This window comes from Pseudoduganella sp. R-43 (assembly GCF_049913255.1).
In the GTDB taxonomy this organism is placed as follows: domain Bacteria; phylum Pseudomonadota; class Gammaproteobacteria; order Burkholderiales; family Burkholderiaceae_D; genus Rugamonas.
Genome location: NZ_CP183988.1, coordinates 1,535,753 through 1,552,509, shown reverse-complemented (window position 1 = coordinate 1,552,509; position 16,757 = coordinate 1,535,753). Strand labels below are relative to the sequence as shown.

The following is a 16,757-nucleotide window of genomic DNA, read 5'->3' as shown; positions in this document are numbered from 1 at the left end:
CAACTTTTAAAAAATAGAAGATAATCGAAGTATTATTTCGTAAAAACAGAAGCATGAAGACCACTGGGCTGAACTTCCGCCACCTCTACTTTTTCCGCATGGTTGCCGCCGAAGGCAGCGTGACCCGGGCTGCCGACCGGCTCGGCCTGGCCATCCAGACGGTCAGCACGCAAATCGCCGCACTGGAGCAATCGATCGGAAAGTCACTACTGACCCAGCAGGGCCGGCGCCTGGTGCCGACCGAAGCGGGCCGGGTGGCGCTGACCTACGCCGAGCAGATTTTCCAGCTCGGCGACCGGATGAAAGAGGCGCTGGAAGAAGTGGATGCCGGCAAGATCCGGCTGACGGTCGGCATTTCCGACTCCATGCCCAAACTGATCGCGGCCCACTACCTGCAGGCGGCGCTGCCGCCGGACACGCCGGTGCGCCTGGTCTGCACCGAGGGCGAATTTGACGCCCTGCTGGCCGAACTGGCGCTGCATAAGCTGGATGTGGTGCTGACCGACCGCCCGGTACGCGCCAGCGCATCGCTCAAGGTATTCAGCCACCTGCTCGGTGAAAGCGAAATGCAGTTGTTCGGCGTGCGCGCTCTGGCGCGCAAGTACGGCAGGGACTTCCCGGAGAGCCTGAACGGCGCCCCGATCCTGCTGCCGACCCGGAACACCGCGCTGCGCGGCCGTATCGACGCCTGGTTGCTGGAACAGGACGTGCGTCCCGACGTGGTGGGGGAATTCGAGGATAGCGCCATGCTGAATACCTTCGGCCGCAGCGGCATGGGCCTGTTTTTTGCGCCGGCGGCGCTGGCGGGCGACATGCTGGAGCAGTTTGGCGCCGTTCCCGTGGGGCCGGCCTCCGAACTGCGCGAACAGTTCTACGCCATCTCCAGCGAACGCCGCATCAGCCACCCCGTGGTCGAGGCGATGCTGAGTATTTCGCAGCGATAGCGTCAAGGCCGGCGCTGGCGTAGGTCATCATGTCGTCGACCAGGCCTTCGGCATCGTCGCCCAACGCGGGGAACAATTTCGTGCGCATTTCGCGCGGGGCCACCAGCAGCGCCAGGCAGGGCGACATCAGGAGGAACAGCGCGCGCTGAAGGCCCGGGGTGGCGGGCGGCAGGCCGAGGATTTCGCACACCAGCGCCAGCATGACCATGGCCTTGGGCGCGATGGCCTGATGCACCAGCGCCGGGGCGTGCTCGGTGGGCGACATCAGTTCGCGGATCACGACGCGGGCGCCCCAATGTGCTTCCGGTCCGGTGGCGCGCAGCACGATACCGCGCAAGATCAGGCGCAGCTTGTCGCGCGGCGCCATGTCGCGCGACGCGATTTCCTGCATATCCTCAAGCTTGAGCAAATGATGGTGCGCTTCCACCAGTACCGCTTCGTATAGCGCGCCGCGGCTGCCGAAGTGATAATTGACGGCAGCGATATTGGTGCCGGCGCGGGCGCAGATTTCCTTGCTGGTGGCATCGGCAAAGCCGCGTTCCGCGAACACCTGCCCCGCCACGTCCAACAGGGCCTGGCGGGTGGCGTCGCCGTCCTGGCGGCTGGCACGGATGGCTGTCTTTTTTTGCATGGCTCGCATTTTACGTCCAAAACTATTTCAAATCCAAATTTGAATTTGATGTAGAATTTTCCGCAGGAGGTTCTGCCATGAACAAAAAGCTTGTTGGATTTACCATTGTCGCCGCAGCGGCCATCGCGGCAGGCGCCTGGTACTGGAGCCGTCCTGCGCCAAATGACAAGGAACTGGTCCTGTACGGGAATGTCGACCTGCGCCAGGTGGCACTCGCCTTTCCCTCCAGCGAACGGATTGAACGCGTGCTGGCGGAAGAAGGCCAGAAGGTGCGGCCGGGCCAGGTCCTGGCGGAACTCGATACGCGCGGCCTGCGTTTGCGCCTGGCGGAGGCCGAAGCCCAGGCGGTGGCCCAGCAGCAGGCGCTGGCTCGCCTCAAGGCCGGCACACGCTCCGAAGAGCTGGCGCAGGCGCGTGCCCGCACCAGCGCCGCGCAGGCGGATACCGATCTCGCGCGCCAGCAGCTCGAGCGCGTATTGGCCGTGCAACGGGACAGCAATGGCCGCGCCGTCAGCCAGCAGGACGTCGACACAGCGCGCGCCCGCGCCAAATCGGCGCAAGCGGCGCTGGAACAGGCACGCCAGGGGCAGGAGCTGGCCCAGCACGGCCCGCGCCGCGAAGATATCGCACAAGCGCAGGCGCAACTCGATGCCGCCAATGCGGCGGCCGCGCTGTTGCAATACCAGCTTGGCGAGGCATCATTGAAGGCGCCTGTCGACGCGGTGGTGCGCGCGCGACTGATGGAGGCTGGCGACATGGCTTCGCCGCAGCGTCCTGTCTATACGCTGGCAATTGCCGACCCCAAATGGGTCCGAACCTATGTACGCGAGGTTGACCTGGGCCGTATCAGGTCCGGCGTAGCCGCCAGCATTTCCATCGACAGCCAGCCAGGCAAGCCACTGGCCGGCAAGGTTGGCTACATTTCCTCGGTCGCCGAGTTCACTCCGAAGAGCGTGCAGACGGAGGAGCTGCGCACGGCGCTGGTCTATGAGGTGCGCGTGCTGGCCGACGACAAGGCCGATGTGCTGCGCATGGGGATGCCGGCAACCGTGCGGATCGCAACCGGGCACTGATCATGGATTCGGCAGTCCTCAGCGGACGCAGCCTGTCCCGCCACTTCAACGTCAAAGGCGCAGCAGCGCCTGTCGAGGCGGTGCGCGACGTGACGCTGGAGGTGGCGCCTGGCGCCTTGACTGCGCTGGTCGGGCCGGATGGCGCCGGGAAGACTACCCTGCTGCGCATGGTGGCGGGCCTGCTGGCGCCCAGCGCTGGCAGCCTGTCAGTACTGGGCGTCGATGTTGCGGCGCATCCGCAGGCAGTGCAGGACCGTATCAGTTACATGCCACAGCGCTTCGGCTTGTACGAAGACTTGAGCGTGCAGGAGAACATGGACCTGTATGCGGACCTGCATGGCGTGCCGGCTGACGTGCGGCGCGAGCGATTCGAGCGGCTGCTGCACATGACCGACCTGGCGCGCTTCACCTCGCGGCCGGCGGGCAAGCTGTCCGGTGGGATGAAGCAGAAACTTGGCCTGGCTTGCACGCTGGTGCGCTTGCCGGAGTTGCTGCTGCTCGATGAGCCGACTGTCGGCGTCGATCCCTTGTCGCGGCGCGAACTGTGGGAAATCGTGCGGCAGTTGGTGGAGCAAGAACGGCTTTCGGTCATCGTCAGCACTTCCTACATGGACGAGGCGGAGCGTTGCCAGCAGGTGTTTGTCATGCACGAGGGACGATTGCTGGCGGCCGGTGCGCCGGCTGACCTGCGATCTCGTGCCGAGGGCCTGAGTTTTACGGCCGTGCCGCGTACTGGCGATTCGGCGCGGGCGTTGCAGGCACGTTTGCTCGATGCGCGCGATGTCGTGGTCGATGCCGTGCCGGAGGGTGGGCAGGTGAGGTTCATCCGGCGGGCTGAGGCTTCGGATGGCGCGGTCGCGCAACTGCTTGACGGCTTGCCGGTCAACCCCGTTCCCGCACGGCTGGAAGATGGATTCATGATGCTGCTGCGCGCGGCCCCGCCACCACCCGACTCGCCGGCCTCGCCCGCCCTCACGCCCCCTGCAGCAAGCAAGCCCGCGCCAGCCGCCAGCCCGGCGGGCGAAGCGGATGTGATGATCGAAGTGCGCGACCTGGTGCGGAAGTTTGGCGACTTCACCGCCGTGGCGAGCACCAGCTTCAGCGTCGCGCGCGGCGAGATCTTTGGTTTGCTGGGCCCTAACGGCGCCGGCAAGACCACCACCTTCCGCATGTTGTGCGGACTGCTTCCTGCCAGCTCCGGCTTCCTGCAGGTGGCAGGCGTCAACCTGCGCCACGCCCGCGCGCAAGCACGCGCCAAGGTCGGCTACGTATCGCAAAAATTTGCCCTGTACGGCAACCTGACCGTTCGGGAAAACCTCGATTTCTTTGGCGGCGCCTACGGCCTGTACGGCCAGCGCCTGGAAAAGCGCACCAGCCAGGTGCTGGAAGAATTCCAGCTGCGCGGACAGGAACACATGCCCAGCGGCCAGCTGCCGGGCGGCTTCAAGCAGCGTCTCGCCATGGCCACCGGCCTGCTGCACGAGCCTGAAGTACTGTTCCTGGACGAGCCTACCAGCGGCGCCGACCCGCTCGCGCGGCGCGAATTCTGGCGCCGGATCACCACGCTCTCCGAACAAGGCGTCACCATCGTGGTGACCACCCACTTCATGGAAGAAGCCGAGTACTGCGACCGCATCGTGATCCAGGATGCCGGCAAGGTGCTTGCCATCGGCACGCCCCGCGAGGTCAGGACGCAGGCGGGCGATGCAAGCAATATGGAAGACGCCTTCATCAAGATCGTCGAAAAGAACCGTAACGGAGGCGCACCATGAACAGCGGATTACGCTTCCGCCTCGCGGCATTGGTGCGCAAGGAATTCCGCCAGCTCCTGCGCGACGCTTCGAACCTGGCAATCGGCATCGCCCTGCCAATCGTGCTGATCCTCATTTTCGGCTACGGCCTGTCGCTGGACGTAAAAAATGCTCCGGTCGCCATTGTCATGGAAGACAGTTCGCCAACCGCGCAGGAAGCTGTGGCCGGCTTCAGCCTGTCGCCATCTTTCGCGCCGCTGCCCGTCACGTCGATGCATGATGCCGAGGCCTTGATGCGCGACCGCCGCGTGGACGCCATCGTTCGAATTCCCGCCACCTTCACGCGCGATGCGGCAGCAGGAAGCGCAGCCGTGCAAATCATCGTGCACGGCGCGGAAGCCAACCGCGCCAGCATCATTCTGAACTACGCAAGCGGAGCATTGCAGCAATGGAGTGCCCGCCGCGAAGAACGCCTGGGCAGCGCCGCCCGCCCCGACGCCCTTCCAGCCAACGGCGCGGTACGCATCGAGCAGCGCATCTGGTACAACAGCGCCAACACCAGCACCTGGTACCTGGTGCCCGGCCTGATCGTGCTGATCATGACGCTGGTGGGAGCCTTCCTCACTGCCCTGGTAATGGCACGCGAATGGGAGCGCGGGACGCTGGAAGCGCTGTTCGTCACGCCGGTGCGGCCAGTCGAAATCCTGCTGGCCAAGGTCATCCCCTACTTTTGCGTCGGGATGATGGGGCTTTTCCTGTGCCTGGCCGCCGCACGCTTCCTGTTCAAGGTGCCGATGCAGGGATCGCTGCTGATTATCATTTTCGCCTCCATGCTGTACCTGGTCGTCGCGGTCGGCATGGGGTTGCTGATATCTTCCGCGACCAGGAACCAGTTCCTCGCCAGCCAGCTCGCCCTGGTCAGCAGCTTCATGCCTTCGCTGATGTTGTCCGGCTTCCTGTTCGACCTGCGCAATGTGCCGCTGGCGGTGCAGGTGGTCGGCCGCATCCTGCCCGCGACCTATTTCATGGAACTGGTAAAGACCCTGTTCCTGGCCGGGAATGTCTGGCCGCTGATACTGCGCAACTGCGCCATCCTCGCCGCCTATGCCGTGCTGTTGCTGGGCATCGCCCGTGCGGTCACCCGAAAGCAATTGGACTAGCCATGATCGCATTCTTCCGCCGCATTGCCGTCATCGTCCGCAAGGAATTCCTGGCCGTGCTCAAGGATCCCAAGAGCCGCTTCATCCTGCTGGTGCCCGCCATCGTGCAAAGCCTGCTGTTCGGCTACGCCGCGACCTATGACCTGACGTACGTGCCGTATGCGCTGCATGACGCCAGCCACAGCGCCGCCTCTGCCGAGCTGCTGGCCAGGCTGGATGCCAGCGGTACCTTTCGTCGCACGCTGACTGTCGAAACGCAGGAAGCGCTGCGCGACGCCATCGACAGCGAGAAGGCCCTGCTGGCCATCATCATCCCCGTCGACTTTGAACGCCGCCTGTATGCTGGCGATGCGGCGCCGCTGCAAATCGTACTGGACGGCCGCAATTCCAATACGGCCGGTTCGGCCGCAGCCTACGTTGGCGCCGTAGTCGCTGACTTCAATCGCCAGTGGCGGGAGCGGCACGGCGGCGCCCCGCCTGCATTGCGCATCGAAGCGCGCGCCTGGTTCAATCCGAACCTGGAGACCCGCTGGTACCTGATGCCAGGCATGATTGCGGCCCTGAGCATGCTGCAAACACTCCTGCTGACCGCCCTTTCCGTGGCGCGCGAGCGCGAGCAAGGCACCTTCGACCAGTTGCTGGTGACGCCGCTGACACCGATCGACATCATGATCGGCAAGGCTCTGCCGCCGATCGCGATCGGGCTGGTGCAGTCGACGCTGATCCTGCTGGTCACGCGGCTTTGGTTCGGCGTGCCGATGGCGGGATCGCTGCTTTCGATCTACGCAGGATTGACACTGTTTACGGTTGCCAGCGTCGGCATCGGCCTGTCGATATCGGCCGTATCGCTGAACATGCAGCAAGCCATGCTGTACACCTTTGTCCTGGTGATGCCGATGATGCTGCTGTCAGGCCTCACCACGCCGGTACGCAACATGCCGCAAGTGCTGCAAGTCGCGACGATGGCAAATCCCCTGCGCTTTGCCATCGACATGGTGCAGCGGATTTATCTCGAAGGCGTCGGGCTCGGCACCTTGTGGCCGAATATGGTGCCGCTCGTGCTGATTGCCCTCATAACGCTGCCCTTGGCGGCATGGCTGTTCCGCCATCGTCTTGCTTGAACTGGAACCATCATGAAACAGATTACCGTCTCCCTGCTTTGCCTGGCGCTGGCTGCTTGTACGGTTGGGCCGGACTACCACGAACCGGCCGTGCAAGCGCCTGCTGCCTATGGAGACTGGCACGGCGGGGCTCCTGCCCTGCGCGAGACAGGCCTGGCAGCCGGCACGGCGCAATCGTTTGCTCGCTTCGACGATCCCGTATTGCGCAGCCTGCAGCAGCAAGCACTGGCCGCAAGCTTCGACGTGCAGTCGGCCGCGTTGCGCTTCGCCCAAAGCAGGATGGCACGCAACGTCGCCGCCGGCGCCCAGGGGCCGCAGCTTACCGCCCATGCCGGCGCCGCCCGGCAGCGCCAGTCGGAATCCGGCGCAGGTACGCGCATGGTCGACGCGATCGCCCCTGCCAATCGCGAGGTGCTGATCGAAAAACTCAGCGATCCCTTCGCGCTGTACCAGGCCGGCTTCGATGCCGCCTGGGAGCTGGACTTGTGGGGGCGCGTGCGGCGCAGCGTGCAGGCGGCGGATGCCGGGATGGCGGAAGCCAGCTCGATCCTGCGCGACGTGCAACTGGCGGTGCAGCTGGAAGTGGCCCGCAATTACTACGAGCTGCGCGCAGCCCAGCGCCAGCAGGAATTGCTCCAGGCCGACCTGGCCGCAGCGCGCGACCTGGCTGCGCTGGCAGCGGCCCGCCAGCGCGGCGGGCTCGCCACCGATCTCGAAGTCGAGCAACAGCGCCTGGCGCTCGCCGAACTGGAAAGCCACGCGCCGGCCCTGCTCGAGCAGGAAGCGGCAGGCGCCAACAGGCTGACCATGTTGCTTGCCAAGCCGCCCGGCGCGCTTCAGGAGCAACTTGCAGCGCAGCAGGGCGCGCCGGCGCCAGACGGCCCTGACCTTGCACTTGGCGTGCCGGGAGAGGTCATGCGGCATCGCCCGGACATCCAGGCGGCAGAGGCCCGCCTGCAGGCGGCAACGGCGAGGATCGGCGTGGCAGTCGCCGACCTTTATCCGCGCATCACGCTTGGCCTCTCACTCGGCTTCGAATCAGTCGATGCCGGCAAGTTCGGCGACTGGGGCAGCCGCCAATGGTCGCTCGGACCGAGCCTGCAACTGCCGGTCTTCGAGAATGGGCGGCGCCGCGCGACCGTCGAGCTGCGCAAGCTGGAAGAGCAGGAAGCCGCCATCAGTTTCCAGAAAACCGTCCTGAAAGCCTGGCATGAAATGGATGACGCCCTGTCCGCCTACGCCGCCGCGCGCCAGCGCCGGCAAGCTCTCGCCGTCCGGGAAGCCAGCGCCCGCTCCGCGCTGGAACTGGCGGCAACGCGCGCGCGGCGCGGCATGAGCGACGAGCAGCCGGTACTGCAAGCGCAGCGCGCCCTGCTGGCCATCCAGCGCGAGCGCGCCGCCAACGACAGCGAGCTGGCCATGCGCCTGCTGGCCATTTGCAAGGCCAGCGGCCTGGCTCCGCAGCCTTAGCTTTCCGTCAAGAAATTATCACAATTGCGCGAGCTATGCCCCGGGTCGGATAAGATAGAGGTTTTCGACTCTCCGCCTTAGGGCGCATATGGACAACCTTTTACTAGTCATTTTCGCACTCTTCCTCGTAGCACTGAACGGCTTCTACGTCGCCGCTGAATTCAGCATCGTCACCCTGCGCCGCACCCGCGTGCGTGCCATCGAAAAGACCCAGGGCCTGCGTGGCCGCATCCTTGCCAAGGTCCACGGCCAGCTCGATGCCTACCTGTCCGCCTGCCAATTGGGCATCACCCTTGCCTCGCTCGGCCTGGGATGGATCGGCGAGCCAGCCTTTGCCCGCCTGCTGGAACCCCTGCTCACTTTCATCGGCATCACCTCGCCGGAAATCGTGCACGGCATTTCCTTCGTGTTCGCCTTCGTCACCATCTCCTTCCTGCACATCGTGGTGGGCGAGCTGGCGCCGAAATCGCTGGCGATCCGCATTCCCGAAGCGGTCGCGCTGTGGAGCGCCATTCCGCTGTACGCCTTCTACTGGACCATGTACCCGGCCATCTGGCTGCTCAACCAGAGCGCCAACGCGGTGCTGCGCCTGGCCGGGCTTGGCAATGCCGGCGGCCACGAGTCGCACTACTCGACCGACGAACTGAAGCTGATCCTGCGCACCAGCCAGCCCGGCGAATCCTTCAACAAGGACGAACGCAACATCCTGGCCAACTCGCTGGACTTCTCGCAACTGAGCGTGGCCGACCTGATGCGCCCGATCAATGAGGTGATTGCGCTGCACGCCGACCGTTCGATCGACGAGAACCTCGACACCGTTGTGCGCAACCGTTTCAGCCGCTACCCTTACTTCGACGAAGAAGGCGACGCGGTGCTGGGCGTGGTGCACCTGAAAGACCTGTTCTTCGCCCTGCAGTCGCGCAAGGAACTGAAAAACCTGGCAGGCTTCCTGCGTCCGGTGGAGACCATCTCGGCCCGTACCCCGGCGCTGGAACTGTTCCGCCGCTTCAAGGATGGCGCGCCGCACTTCGCCCTGATCGGCGAAAAGGGCAAGCGCCCGGTGGGCTTCCTCACGCTGGATAACCTGCTGGGCGCCATGGTCGGAGAGATCCACGACGAGTTCCGCCTCAACGAAAACGACTGGCTGTCGCAGCCGGACGGCTCCCTGATCGGCAAGGCAAGCCTGCCCATCTTCTCCCTGGAGCGCATCCTCGGCGTCGACATCGAGAACGAAGAAATGGGCCTGGATGAAGTGGAATCGGTCGGTGGCCTGATCATGCTGAAGCTCGGCGACATTCCGAAACAGGGCCAGCGCGTCGAATTCGATGCCTTCGACCTGGTCGTGAAAAAGATGAACGGCCCGCGTATACTGTTGGTAAAGGTAATCCCGCGCAACTTGCCGCCCGATTCCGACGAACAGGATTGATATGCTTGTGCGCAGTATGCTGCTGGCCGTCGCGGCCTGCCTTGCCGGCAGCGCCGCAGCGGCATCCTGTGGTCCCTACACGGTCGCCATGTACGAACACGGCGCCCTGTACTACCGCATCGGCGAGCAGTGGGCCGGCATCGACAAGGATATCGTCGACGAACTGGCGCGCCGTACCGGTTGCGAACTGCGCATGACGCGCGATTCGCGCATCCGCATCTGGACCATGCTGAAAGACGGCACGCTGGACATGACCATGTCCGGCATTTCCACGCCCGAACGCGAAGGCTTTGCGCGCTTCACGCCCTATCTGCAATCGCGCAATATGCTCCTGCTGCGCAACGAGGTGGCGCGGCATGCCGCCACGCTCGAACAGTTCGCCGGGCAGCCGGATCTGAAGATCGCCGTGATCAAGGGATTCCGGCACGGCGCCACCTATGATGCCTGGCTGGACCGCCTGCGCAAGCAGGGCCGCGTGTATGACACGCCCGACTACACCACGCTGCTGCGGCTCTTCCAGTATGGCCGCGTGCACGCCATCCTCCAGCTGAGCAGCAATGTCGACGCCTTGCATCGCGATCCGCAGTTGCGCGGACAGTTCCGCGTACTGGACCTGGTGCCGCGCGAGAACGTACAGGGTTCGCTGGTCATTTCCCGCCTGGTTGCCGATACCTCGGCCAGCAGGATCGAACAGGCGCTGCGCGCCATGCGCGAAGACGGCACCGTCAAGACGATCATGGAACGGCATACCAGCCCCGAACGGGCGCTGGCCATGCTGGTGCGCTAGCGCTCAAACGACTGGCTTGATCTTGGTCCAGTTCCTGAGCAGGCCAAGCGCCACGGCCAGCAGGGTCGGGCCGATGAACAGGCCGACGAAGCCGAAGGCGAGCACGCCCCCCATCACGCCAAGCAGCACCAGCGCGAACGGCAGGCTGGAACCGCGCGAGATCAGGATCGGCTTGACCACGTTGTCCACGCCGCTGATGACGACCGTGCCGTAAATCAGCATGAAGATGCCCCAGCCAGTCATTCCCTGCGAGAACAGCCAGATCGCCGCACCGCCCCAGATCAGCGGCGGGCCCACCGGCACCAGCGAGAAGACGAAGGTGGCTACCGACAGCAGGGCCACCGCGGGCACCCTCGCAATCAGGAAACCCACCGCCGCTACGGCTGCCTGCGCCAGCGCGGTGCCAAGCATGCCGTACATCACGCCGGTGACGGTACGGCTGACAGTCTCCGCGACTTCGACCGCATGTTCGCCCATGATCTTGTCCATGCCCACTTCCAGCGCGGCCACGATGTTATGGCCGTCGCGGTACAGGAAGAACGAGACAAAGGCGGCCAGGCTGACCTGCGCCACGCCGGCGCCCAGCACAATGCCGCTATTGAGCAGGATGTTGCGGGCCGGTTCCACGTACTTCTTGGCCACGGCCAGCAGCTCCTCCTTGCTGCTCAGGATCTGGCGCAGGTAGGAATCGACCGACTCGCCCACCAGGGGCAGCTGGCGCAGCCACGCTGGCGGCTCGAAGCCGCCAGCATCGAGCGCATCGCGCGCACCGCGGTAGAAGTGGGTGACGCTGTCGGCGATATTCCATGTCACCAGCGACAGCGGCAGGACGATGATCAATACCAGCGACACCGTCATTACTGCAGCCGCAAGCGTGCGCCGGCCCTTCAGGCGGGCCAGCAGGCGTTGGTAAAGAGGCCAGGAAGAAATCGCAATGGCGGCGGCAAACAGGATGCCGGCCAGGAAGGGGCGAAGGACGCAAAGGCAGCCAATGACGAGGAAGACAATGGCTGCCAGGCGGCTATAGGGCTGAAATCGTTGTTCCATGCCCTTAGCTTAGCAGGAATCAGTTGGCGGCGAGAAGCTTCAGGTCGTGCACGATAGGCGCCGGTCCGCCGCCATGGCGCAGGAACAGGCGCAGCTTGCCGTTCTTGTCGAACACATAGCTGCCGGCCGTGTGGTCGATGGTGTAGCTGTCCGGCGTCTTGCCAGACACCTTCTGGTAGAACACCTTGAACTCCTTGGCGGTGGCGGCGACCTGCTCCGGCGTGCCGTACAGGCCCACAAAGCGCGAGTCGAAGCCCGGTACGTATTGCGACAGCAGTTCCTTGGTGTCGCGTTCAGGGTCGAGGGTGGCGAACAGCACCTGCACCTTGTCGGCCTCCGGGCCCAGCTCCTTCATCACGGCCGACATTTCAGCCATGGTGGTCGGGCACACGTCCGGGCAATGGGTAAAGCCGAAGAACAGCACCACCACCTTTCCCTTGTAGGAGTCCTGCGTCACCGGCTTGCCGGTGTGGTCGTTCAGCGAGAAGCCCTTGCCGTAGTCGAGGCCGGTCAGGTCGGTATTTTCGAATTTGAGCTGCTTCTCGCCGCAGGCAGCCAGCGCCAGCAGCATGAACAGCGCCGCAAACAGTTTTTTCATAGGACTCAGAACTTGAAGTAGTGGTCGACCAGCAGTGCCGCGAACAGCAATGACAAATAGATGATGGACCAGGTGAATGCCTTGCGCGCCACGATGTCGCTGTAGTGTTTGTAGATGCGCCAGCCGTAGTACAAGAATACCGCGTTCAGGGCAATTGCGCTGAACAGGTAAATCAGGCCGCTCATTTTCACGGCGAATGGCAGCAGCGTGGTGGCAGCCAGGATGATCGAATACAGCCAGACGTGGAAGGCGGTGAAGCCCATGCCGTGGGTGACCGGCAGCATCGGCAGGCCGGAACGCTCGTAGTCGGCCTTGCGGTACATCGCCAGCGCCCAGAAGTGCGGCGGGGTCCAGACGAAGATGATCAGCACCAGCAGCCAGGCTTGCATTGGCACGTCGTTGGCAATGGCAGCCCAGCCGAGGGCCGGAGGCATGGCGCCGGACAGTCCGCCGATCACGATGTTCTGCGGCGTGGCCGGCTTCAGGATCATGGTGTAGATCACGGCGTAGCCGACGAAGGTGACAAAGGTCAGCCACATGGTCAGAGGGTTGACCAACTGGTGCAGGATCCACATGCCGGCGCCGCCGATGACGGCGGCAAACACCACGGTCTGGGGAACGGTGATATCGCCCATGGCCATCGGGCGGCGCGCGGTGCGCGCCATGCGGGCATCGATTTCGCGCTCGGCCAGGCAGTTGACGGCGAACGCAGCACCGGACAGCAGCCAGATGCCGGCAGTCGCCGCAATCACCACGCGCCAGTCAGGCATGCCGTCGGAGGCCAGGAACATGCCGATGACGGCACAAAACACCGCCAGCTGCGTCACGCGCGGCTTGGTCAGGGCCCAGTACTGGCCCATGCGGGAGGTCGAGGATTTCATTGTTATTGGTAGGCGGGGGGCAGCCAGGTACTTAGCCCTGTAGTTTATCATGGTCAGCAACAGCACCAGGGCTGCCGCACCGGCGTTATGGATCACGGCAATGGCCAGCGGGAAGTTGAAGTAGATGGTCGCGACCCCGGTAAATGCCTGCAGCAGCAGCACCGCCGCCATCCAGTGCGCATGCTTGCCCAGGCCCTCGACGCGCCATGCCTGCCAGGCGGTCACGCCGAGCACCAGCACCACCACGGCGGCGAAGTTGCGATGCACCCAGTGGATCGCAGTCAGCGCCTCGAATGGCAGGTAGTGGCCGGCGGCAGTCTTGCCCAGCTCACGCCACAGGTGGAAGCCGTGCTCGAAGTCCATCGGCGGCACCCAGGCCCCGGCGCAAGTCGGGAATTCGGTGCAGGCCAGCGTGGCGTAGTTGGAACTGACCCAGGCGCCGAGCGCCAGCTGCGCCAGCAGCACCACGCCGGATAGCGCAGCCAGCAGGCGGATGCGGCCCAGGCGCGCCGCCTGCGAGCCCGCTGCGCGCGGCAGCGGCGCATGCAGCTGGTCTTCGCGGCCACCGAACCAGGCCAGCAGCGCCAGCAGCGACATGCCCAGCACCAGGTGGCCGGTGACGAAGATCGGCTGCAGCTTCTGCGTCACGGTCCAGGCGCCGAACGCGCCTTGCAGCAGGATGAAGAAGAACAGGAAGGTCGGAAAGCCCGGCGGGATGCGGCGCGCCATGCCGGCGCCAGCGCCGGTGCGGCCCCTGCCCGTCGAGCGCCACCAGGCTACGCCCATCATGGCCACGATCAGGACGCCGATGCCCATGGCCAGGTAGCGATGGATCATCTCGATCCAGGCCTTCATCATGGTGACCGGGCCGGTCGGCATCAGCGCTTCGGCGGCACGGATCTGTTCATGCGCGATGAAAGGATTGGCTTCGCCATAGCAGCCCGGCCAGTCCGGGCAGCCCAGGCCCGAGTCGGTCAGGCGCGTAAAGGCGCCGAACACGATCAGGTCGAAGGTCAGGAAGACCGCGATCCAGACCAGCTTGCGGTATTTATTGGTGTCCTTCGAAATCCAGACGATGGACAGCGGCAGCGAGGCGACGACCAGCGCCGTAATCGCCATATGGGCAAAGGAATTGTGGTCCATTGCGCCCGCCTTAGCCGATGGCCGAAGCCTTGAGTACCTTGGCCAGGTCCTTCTTCACCTTGGCCGGATCGGCGTTCTTCGGGAAGCGCATCATCAGGTGGCCCATCGGGTCGATCAGGTAGATGTGCTCTTCCACCTTGCCGCCCTTTTCCAGCGGCAGCCACTTGGCCACCGCGTCGGCCGGCGCACGCAGGAAGCGGGTGCCATCGTTCACGCGCAGCATGAAGGTTTCCAGCGGCTCGCTATCGGTGATCAGCCACACGCGCTCGATGCGGTCGGCTTCCTTGCCCTGCATGGTGCGCAGCTGGCGCATCATGAACAGCATGTCCTGGCATTTCTGGTCGCAGGCAGAGCCGCCCACCTTGACCATCAGCCACTTGCCCTTGAAGTTTTCCAGCGTCTGCGGCTTGCCATCGACCGTGGTGCTGGCCATGGCGGGGATCGGGTGCTGGCGCGGGTCGAGCAGGTCGCCGTAGTTGGTGCGCCCTTCCGGCTTGATGAAGTAGTAGGTGATATAGGAAGCAAGGATCGGTGCCGCGCACACCAGCAGCACCGCGAACATGCTCCAGCGGCCACGGCGGCGCTGGTTCTCGTCTTGTTTAGCGTTTTCCACTTTTTCTCAATCCGGTGAATACAAAGAAAAGACCTGCCATTGCCGCCAGTGCGTACCACTGGAAGGCGTAACCTTTATGCTTGTCCGCGCCCATCGCCGGTGTGGGCCAGTCGCGCTGCAGCGCTTCGGCGGTGCCGGTCGCGCCATCCGGCGACGATTGCTCGACCACCAGCGGCTGGAATCTCCAGCCCGTCGCTGCGGCCAGCGCCGCCGCATCGGCATTCTGCACGATCGCTCCCGGCGCAAGTTTGGGCACTTCGCCCAGTTGCATCACATGCCCTGGCGCCAGCCGGGCGATGCCTTCGACCACCACCGGGCCCGCCGGCGTTGCATACGAAGGCAGCTTGCTGCGGTCGGCCATATCGCGCGGCAGCCAGCCGCGCGCCACCAGCACGTGCATATCGCTGCCGGCCAGCCGCAACGGCATCAACAGGTAGAAGCCGGGACGCCCTGCGTGCGGGCGGTTGTCGAGGTAGACCGGCCAGCCGCTCACCCACTCGCCTTGCAGCCGCACGCGGCGGAATTCCACGTCGGCGGCAGCCACCGGAGCGGCGCCCAGGTCCAAAGGCGCGGCGGCATTGCCGGCCGCCAGGCGCGCTTCGAGCGCAAGCTTCTGGGCGGCGCGGCCATCCTGCCAGCGCCCGGCGGAAACGCCGATCGCCACCAGGACCACCGTGGCCAGGAAAGGGATCAACCGAAAGCGGAATGCCATACAATAAGGTTCCTCAGAAACCGCTCTATTACCATGAAATACTTTGTCGCCGTCGCCTTCGTGCTGATCATTGGCAGCCTGGCTTCAGCCTTCATCAGCATGATGCGCAGCAAATCGGCCAACCCGAAAATGGTGCGCGCTTTTGCGCTGCGCGTCGGTTTCTCGATCGCGTTGTTCATCACCATCCTGGTGCTGGCAAAGCTCGGCTATATTAAACCGACCGGCATCCGCTAAATGCAAAAAGCCGCATCTGCACAGAGCGCGCCCTGAGGCGCATTCTGGCCGATGCGGCTTTTTTGCGGTTAGATTATAACCGCGTCTTACATCCAGTACACGACGACGTACAGGCCCAGCCAGACAACGTCAACAAAGTGCCAGTACCAGGCCGCGCCTTCAAAGGCGAAGTGGTGTTCAGCGCTCATGTCGCCGCGGATCAGGCGGTACAGCACGACGGACAGCATGATCGCGCCCATGGTCACGTGGAAGCCGTGGAAGCCGGTCAGCATGAAGAAGGTCGAGCCGTAGATGCCCGAGGTCAGTTTCAGGTTCAGTTCGCTGTAAGCGTGCATGTATTCATAAGCCTGGAAGCCCATGAAGGTTGCGCCCAGCAGCACGGTGGCAGCCAGCCAGAAGATCGCCTTGGAGCGGTTGGCAGCCTGCAGCGCGTGGTGCGAGATGGTCAGGGTCATGCCCGAAGCCAGCAGCAGCGCGGTGTTGATGGTCGGGATCGGGAACGGGCCCATCGGGGTGTAGTTGTCCACGGTACCGGCAGGACCCACGCCGCCATTCCAGTTGGCCGAGAAGTCAGGCCAGATCAGCTTGTGGTCCAGGTCGGCCAGCCAAGGCATGGTGATCTGGCGTGCGTAGTACAGCGCGCCGAAGAAGGCGCCGAAGAACATCACTTCGGAGAAGATGAACCAGCCCATCGACCAGCGGTAGGACACGTCGATGCGCTTGGAGTACAGGCCCTTCTCGGACTCGGAGATGGCGTCGCCGAACCAGAAGTACAGCACGGCCAGGGTCATGACGATGCCGATGTTATTGACGATCATGCCCCATGGTGCGTCGTTGACCCATGCGGATGCGCCAATCATGGTCACCAGCAGGGAAATACCTGCCAGCATCGGCCACTTGGAAGGACCAGGCACGAAGTAGTACGGTGCCGCGGCGTTATTAGAGCTCATCTTGTTCTCCCTAAAATCCTGCAATAATTTACTTTGAAACCACGAGTTTTACGATCGAAACCAGCAAGCCGATGAACAGGGCCGCGCCCAGCAATCCGGCGACGATGACGTGGACCGGCTTGATCTTCTCCTGGTCCTGCTCAAAATCGCTTTTGCGGCGCAGGCCGAAGAACGACCAGATCACTGCTTTCATCGAATACAAAAACGATCCCATCT

General features: G+C 64.1%; 17 protein-coding genes and 1 pseudogene. 9 read left to right on the top strand and 9 right to left on the bottom strand.

The genetic code is table 11. The features are described from left to right. Window positions 1-53: 53 nt before the first annotated feature. Window positions 54-944, top strand: coding sequence for a transcriptional activator NhaR (gene nhaR / locus ACN9M3_RS07285; RefSeq protein ID WP_426321500.1), 891 nt, complete (start codon window positions 54-56; stop codon window positions 942-944). Here nhaR and ACN9M3_RS07280 read toward each other — a convergent pair. Continuing rightward, window positions 898-1,575, bottom strand: coding sequence for a CerR family C-terminal domain-containing protein (locus tag ACN9M3_RS07280; protein ID WP_426321498.1), 678 nt, complete (start codon window positions 1,573-1,575; stop codon window positions 898-900). The two genes, nhaR and ACN9M3_RS07280, sit on opposite strands and share 47 nt — an antisense overlap. A gap of 77 nt (window positions 1,576-1,652) precedes the next feature. Between ACN9M3_RS07280 and ACN9M3_RS07275 the strand changes: the two genes are divergently transcribed. From ACN9M3_RS07275 to ACN9M3_RS07245, 7 genes are all read left to right on the top strand, one after another. Then, on the top strand, window positions 1,653-2,648 hold the full coding sequence (locus tag ACN9M3_RS07275) for an HlyD family efflux transporter periplasmic adaptor subunit (protein WP_426321496.1): 996 nt from the start codon (window positions 1,653-1,655) through the stop codon (window positions 2,646-2,648). Between the two features lie 2 nt (window positions 2,649-2,650). After that, window positions 2,651-4,420 (top strand): ATP-binding cassette domain-containing protein, encoded by a 1,770-nt coding sequence (locus tag ACN9M3_RS07270; protein ID WP_426321494.1) that lies wholly within the window; start codon window positions 2,651-2,653, stop codon window positions 4,418-4,420. Continuing rightward, window positions 4,417-5,559 carry an ABC transporter permease gene (locus tag ACN9M3_RS07265; RefSeq protein WP_426321492.1) on the top strand — a complete coding sequence of 381 codons (1,143 nt, stop codon included), beginning with the start codon at window positions 4,417-4,419 and terminating at the stop codon, window positions 5,557-5,559. Before ACN9M3_RS07270 ends, ACN9M3_RS07265 begins: the two co-directional genes overlap by 4 nt. 2 nt (window positions 5,560-5,561) lie before the next feature. After that, a complete protein-coding gene (locus ACN9M3_RS07260) occupies window positions 5,562-6,680 on the top strand; it encodes an ABC transporter permease (RefSeq protein WP_426321490.1) in 1,119 nt (372 codons plus the stop codon). 12 nt (window positions 6,681-6,692) lie between these two features. Beyond that, window positions 6,693-8,150 carry an efflux transporter outer membrane subunit gene (locus tag ACN9M3_RS07255; protein WP_426321488.1) on the top strand — a complete coding sequence of 486 codons (1,458 nt, stop codon included), beginning with the start codon at window positions 6,693-6,695 and terminating at the stop codon, window positions 8,148-8,150. Between the two features lie 88 nt (window positions 8,151-8,238). Next, window positions 8,239-9,576, top strand: a complete 1,338-nt coding sequence (locus tag ACN9M3_RS07250; protein WP_426321486.1) for a hemolysin family protein — start codon at window positions 8,239-8,241, stop codon at window positions 9,574-9,576. A 1-nt stretch (window position 9,577) separates the two neighbouring features. Next, the gene (locus ACN9M3_RS07245; RefSeq protein ID WP_426321484.1) at window positions 9,578-10,363 is read left to right on the top strand and encodes a substrate-binding periplasmic protein; all 786 of its coding nucleotides are present in this window, start codon (window positions 9,578-9,580) and stop codon (window positions 10,361-10,363) included. A gap of 3 nt (window positions 10,364-10,366) precedes the next feature. Here ACN9M3_RS07245 and ACN9M3_RS07240 read toward each other — a convergent pair whose 3' ends face one another. From ACN9M3_RS07240 to ACN9M3_RS07215, 6 genes and pseudogenes are all read right to left on the bottom strand, one after another. After that, window positions 10,367-11,410 carry an AI-2E family transporter gene (locus ACN9M3_RS07240; protein WP_426321482.1) on the bottom strand — a complete coding sequence of 348 codons (1,044 nt, stop codon included), beginning with the start codon at window positions 11,408-11,410 and terminating at the stop codon, window positions 10,367-10,369. 19 nt (window positions 11,411-11,429) lie between these two features. Beyond that, window positions 11,430-12,008, bottom strand: coding sequence for an SCO family protein (locus tag ACN9M3_RS07235; RefSeq protein ID WP_426321480.1), 579 nt, complete (start codon window positions 12,006-12,008; stop codon window positions 11,430-11,432). Window positions 12,009-12,013: 5 nt separating this feature from the next. After that, window positions 12,014-12,889 (bottom strand): heme o synthase, encoded by an 876-nt coding sequence (cyoE, locus tag ACN9M3_RS07230; RefSeq protein WP_426323702.1) that lies wholly within the window; start codon window positions 12,887-12,889, stop codon window positions 12,014-12,016. A 66-nt stretch (window positions 12,890-12,955) separates the two neighbouring features. Continuing rightward, window positions 12,956-14,008 (bottom strand): annotated as a pseudogene (locus ACN9M3_RS07225) (COX15/CtaA family protein); the annotation flags it as partial. A 34-nt stretch (window positions 14,009-14,042) separates the two neighbouring features. Continuing rightward, window positions 14,043-14,594 (bottom strand): SCO family protein, encoded by a 552-nt coding sequence (locus ACN9M3_RS07220; protein WP_426172137.1) that lies wholly within the window; start codon window positions 14,592-14,594, stop codon window positions 14,043-14,045. A 37-nt stretch (window positions 14,595-14,631) separates the two neighbouring features. After that, window positions 14,632-15,357, bottom strand: coding sequence for an SURF1 family protein (locus tag ACN9M3_RS07215; protein ID WP_426321478.1), 726 nt, complete (start codon window positions 15,355-15,357; stop codon window positions 14,632-14,634). Window positions 15,358-15,390: 33 nt separating this feature from the next. Here ACN9M3_RS07215 and ACN9M3_RS07210 point away from each other — a divergent pair, with 33 nt between their 5' ends. Beyond that, entirely contained in the window at window positions 15,391-15,591 is a 201-nt protein-coding gene (locus ACN9M3_RS07210) for a DUF2909 domain-containing protein (RefSeq protein WP_155455435.1), read from the top strand. 86 nt (window positions 15,592-15,677) lie between these two features. Here ACN9M3_RS07210 and ACN9M3_RS07205 read toward each other — a convergent pair whose 3' ends face one another. Together ACN9M3_RS07205 and ACN9M3_RS07200 are read right to left on the bottom strand one after the other, a co-directional pair. Beyond that, the gene (locus ACN9M3_RS07205) at window positions 15,678-16,541 is read right to left on the bottom strand and encodes a cytochrome c oxidase subunit 3 (protein WP_426169209.1); all 864 of its coding nucleotides are present in this window, start codon (window positions 16,539-16,541) and stop codon (window positions 15,678-15,680) included. 28 nt (window positions 16,542-16,569) lie between these two features. Next, window positions 16,570-16,755, bottom strand: a complete 186-nt coding sequence (locus ACN9M3_RS07200) for a DUF2970 domain-containing protein (protein ID WP_426321476.1) — start codon at window positions 16,753-16,755, stop codon at window positions 16,570-16,572. Window positions 16,756-16,757: the final 2 nt, after the last annotated feature.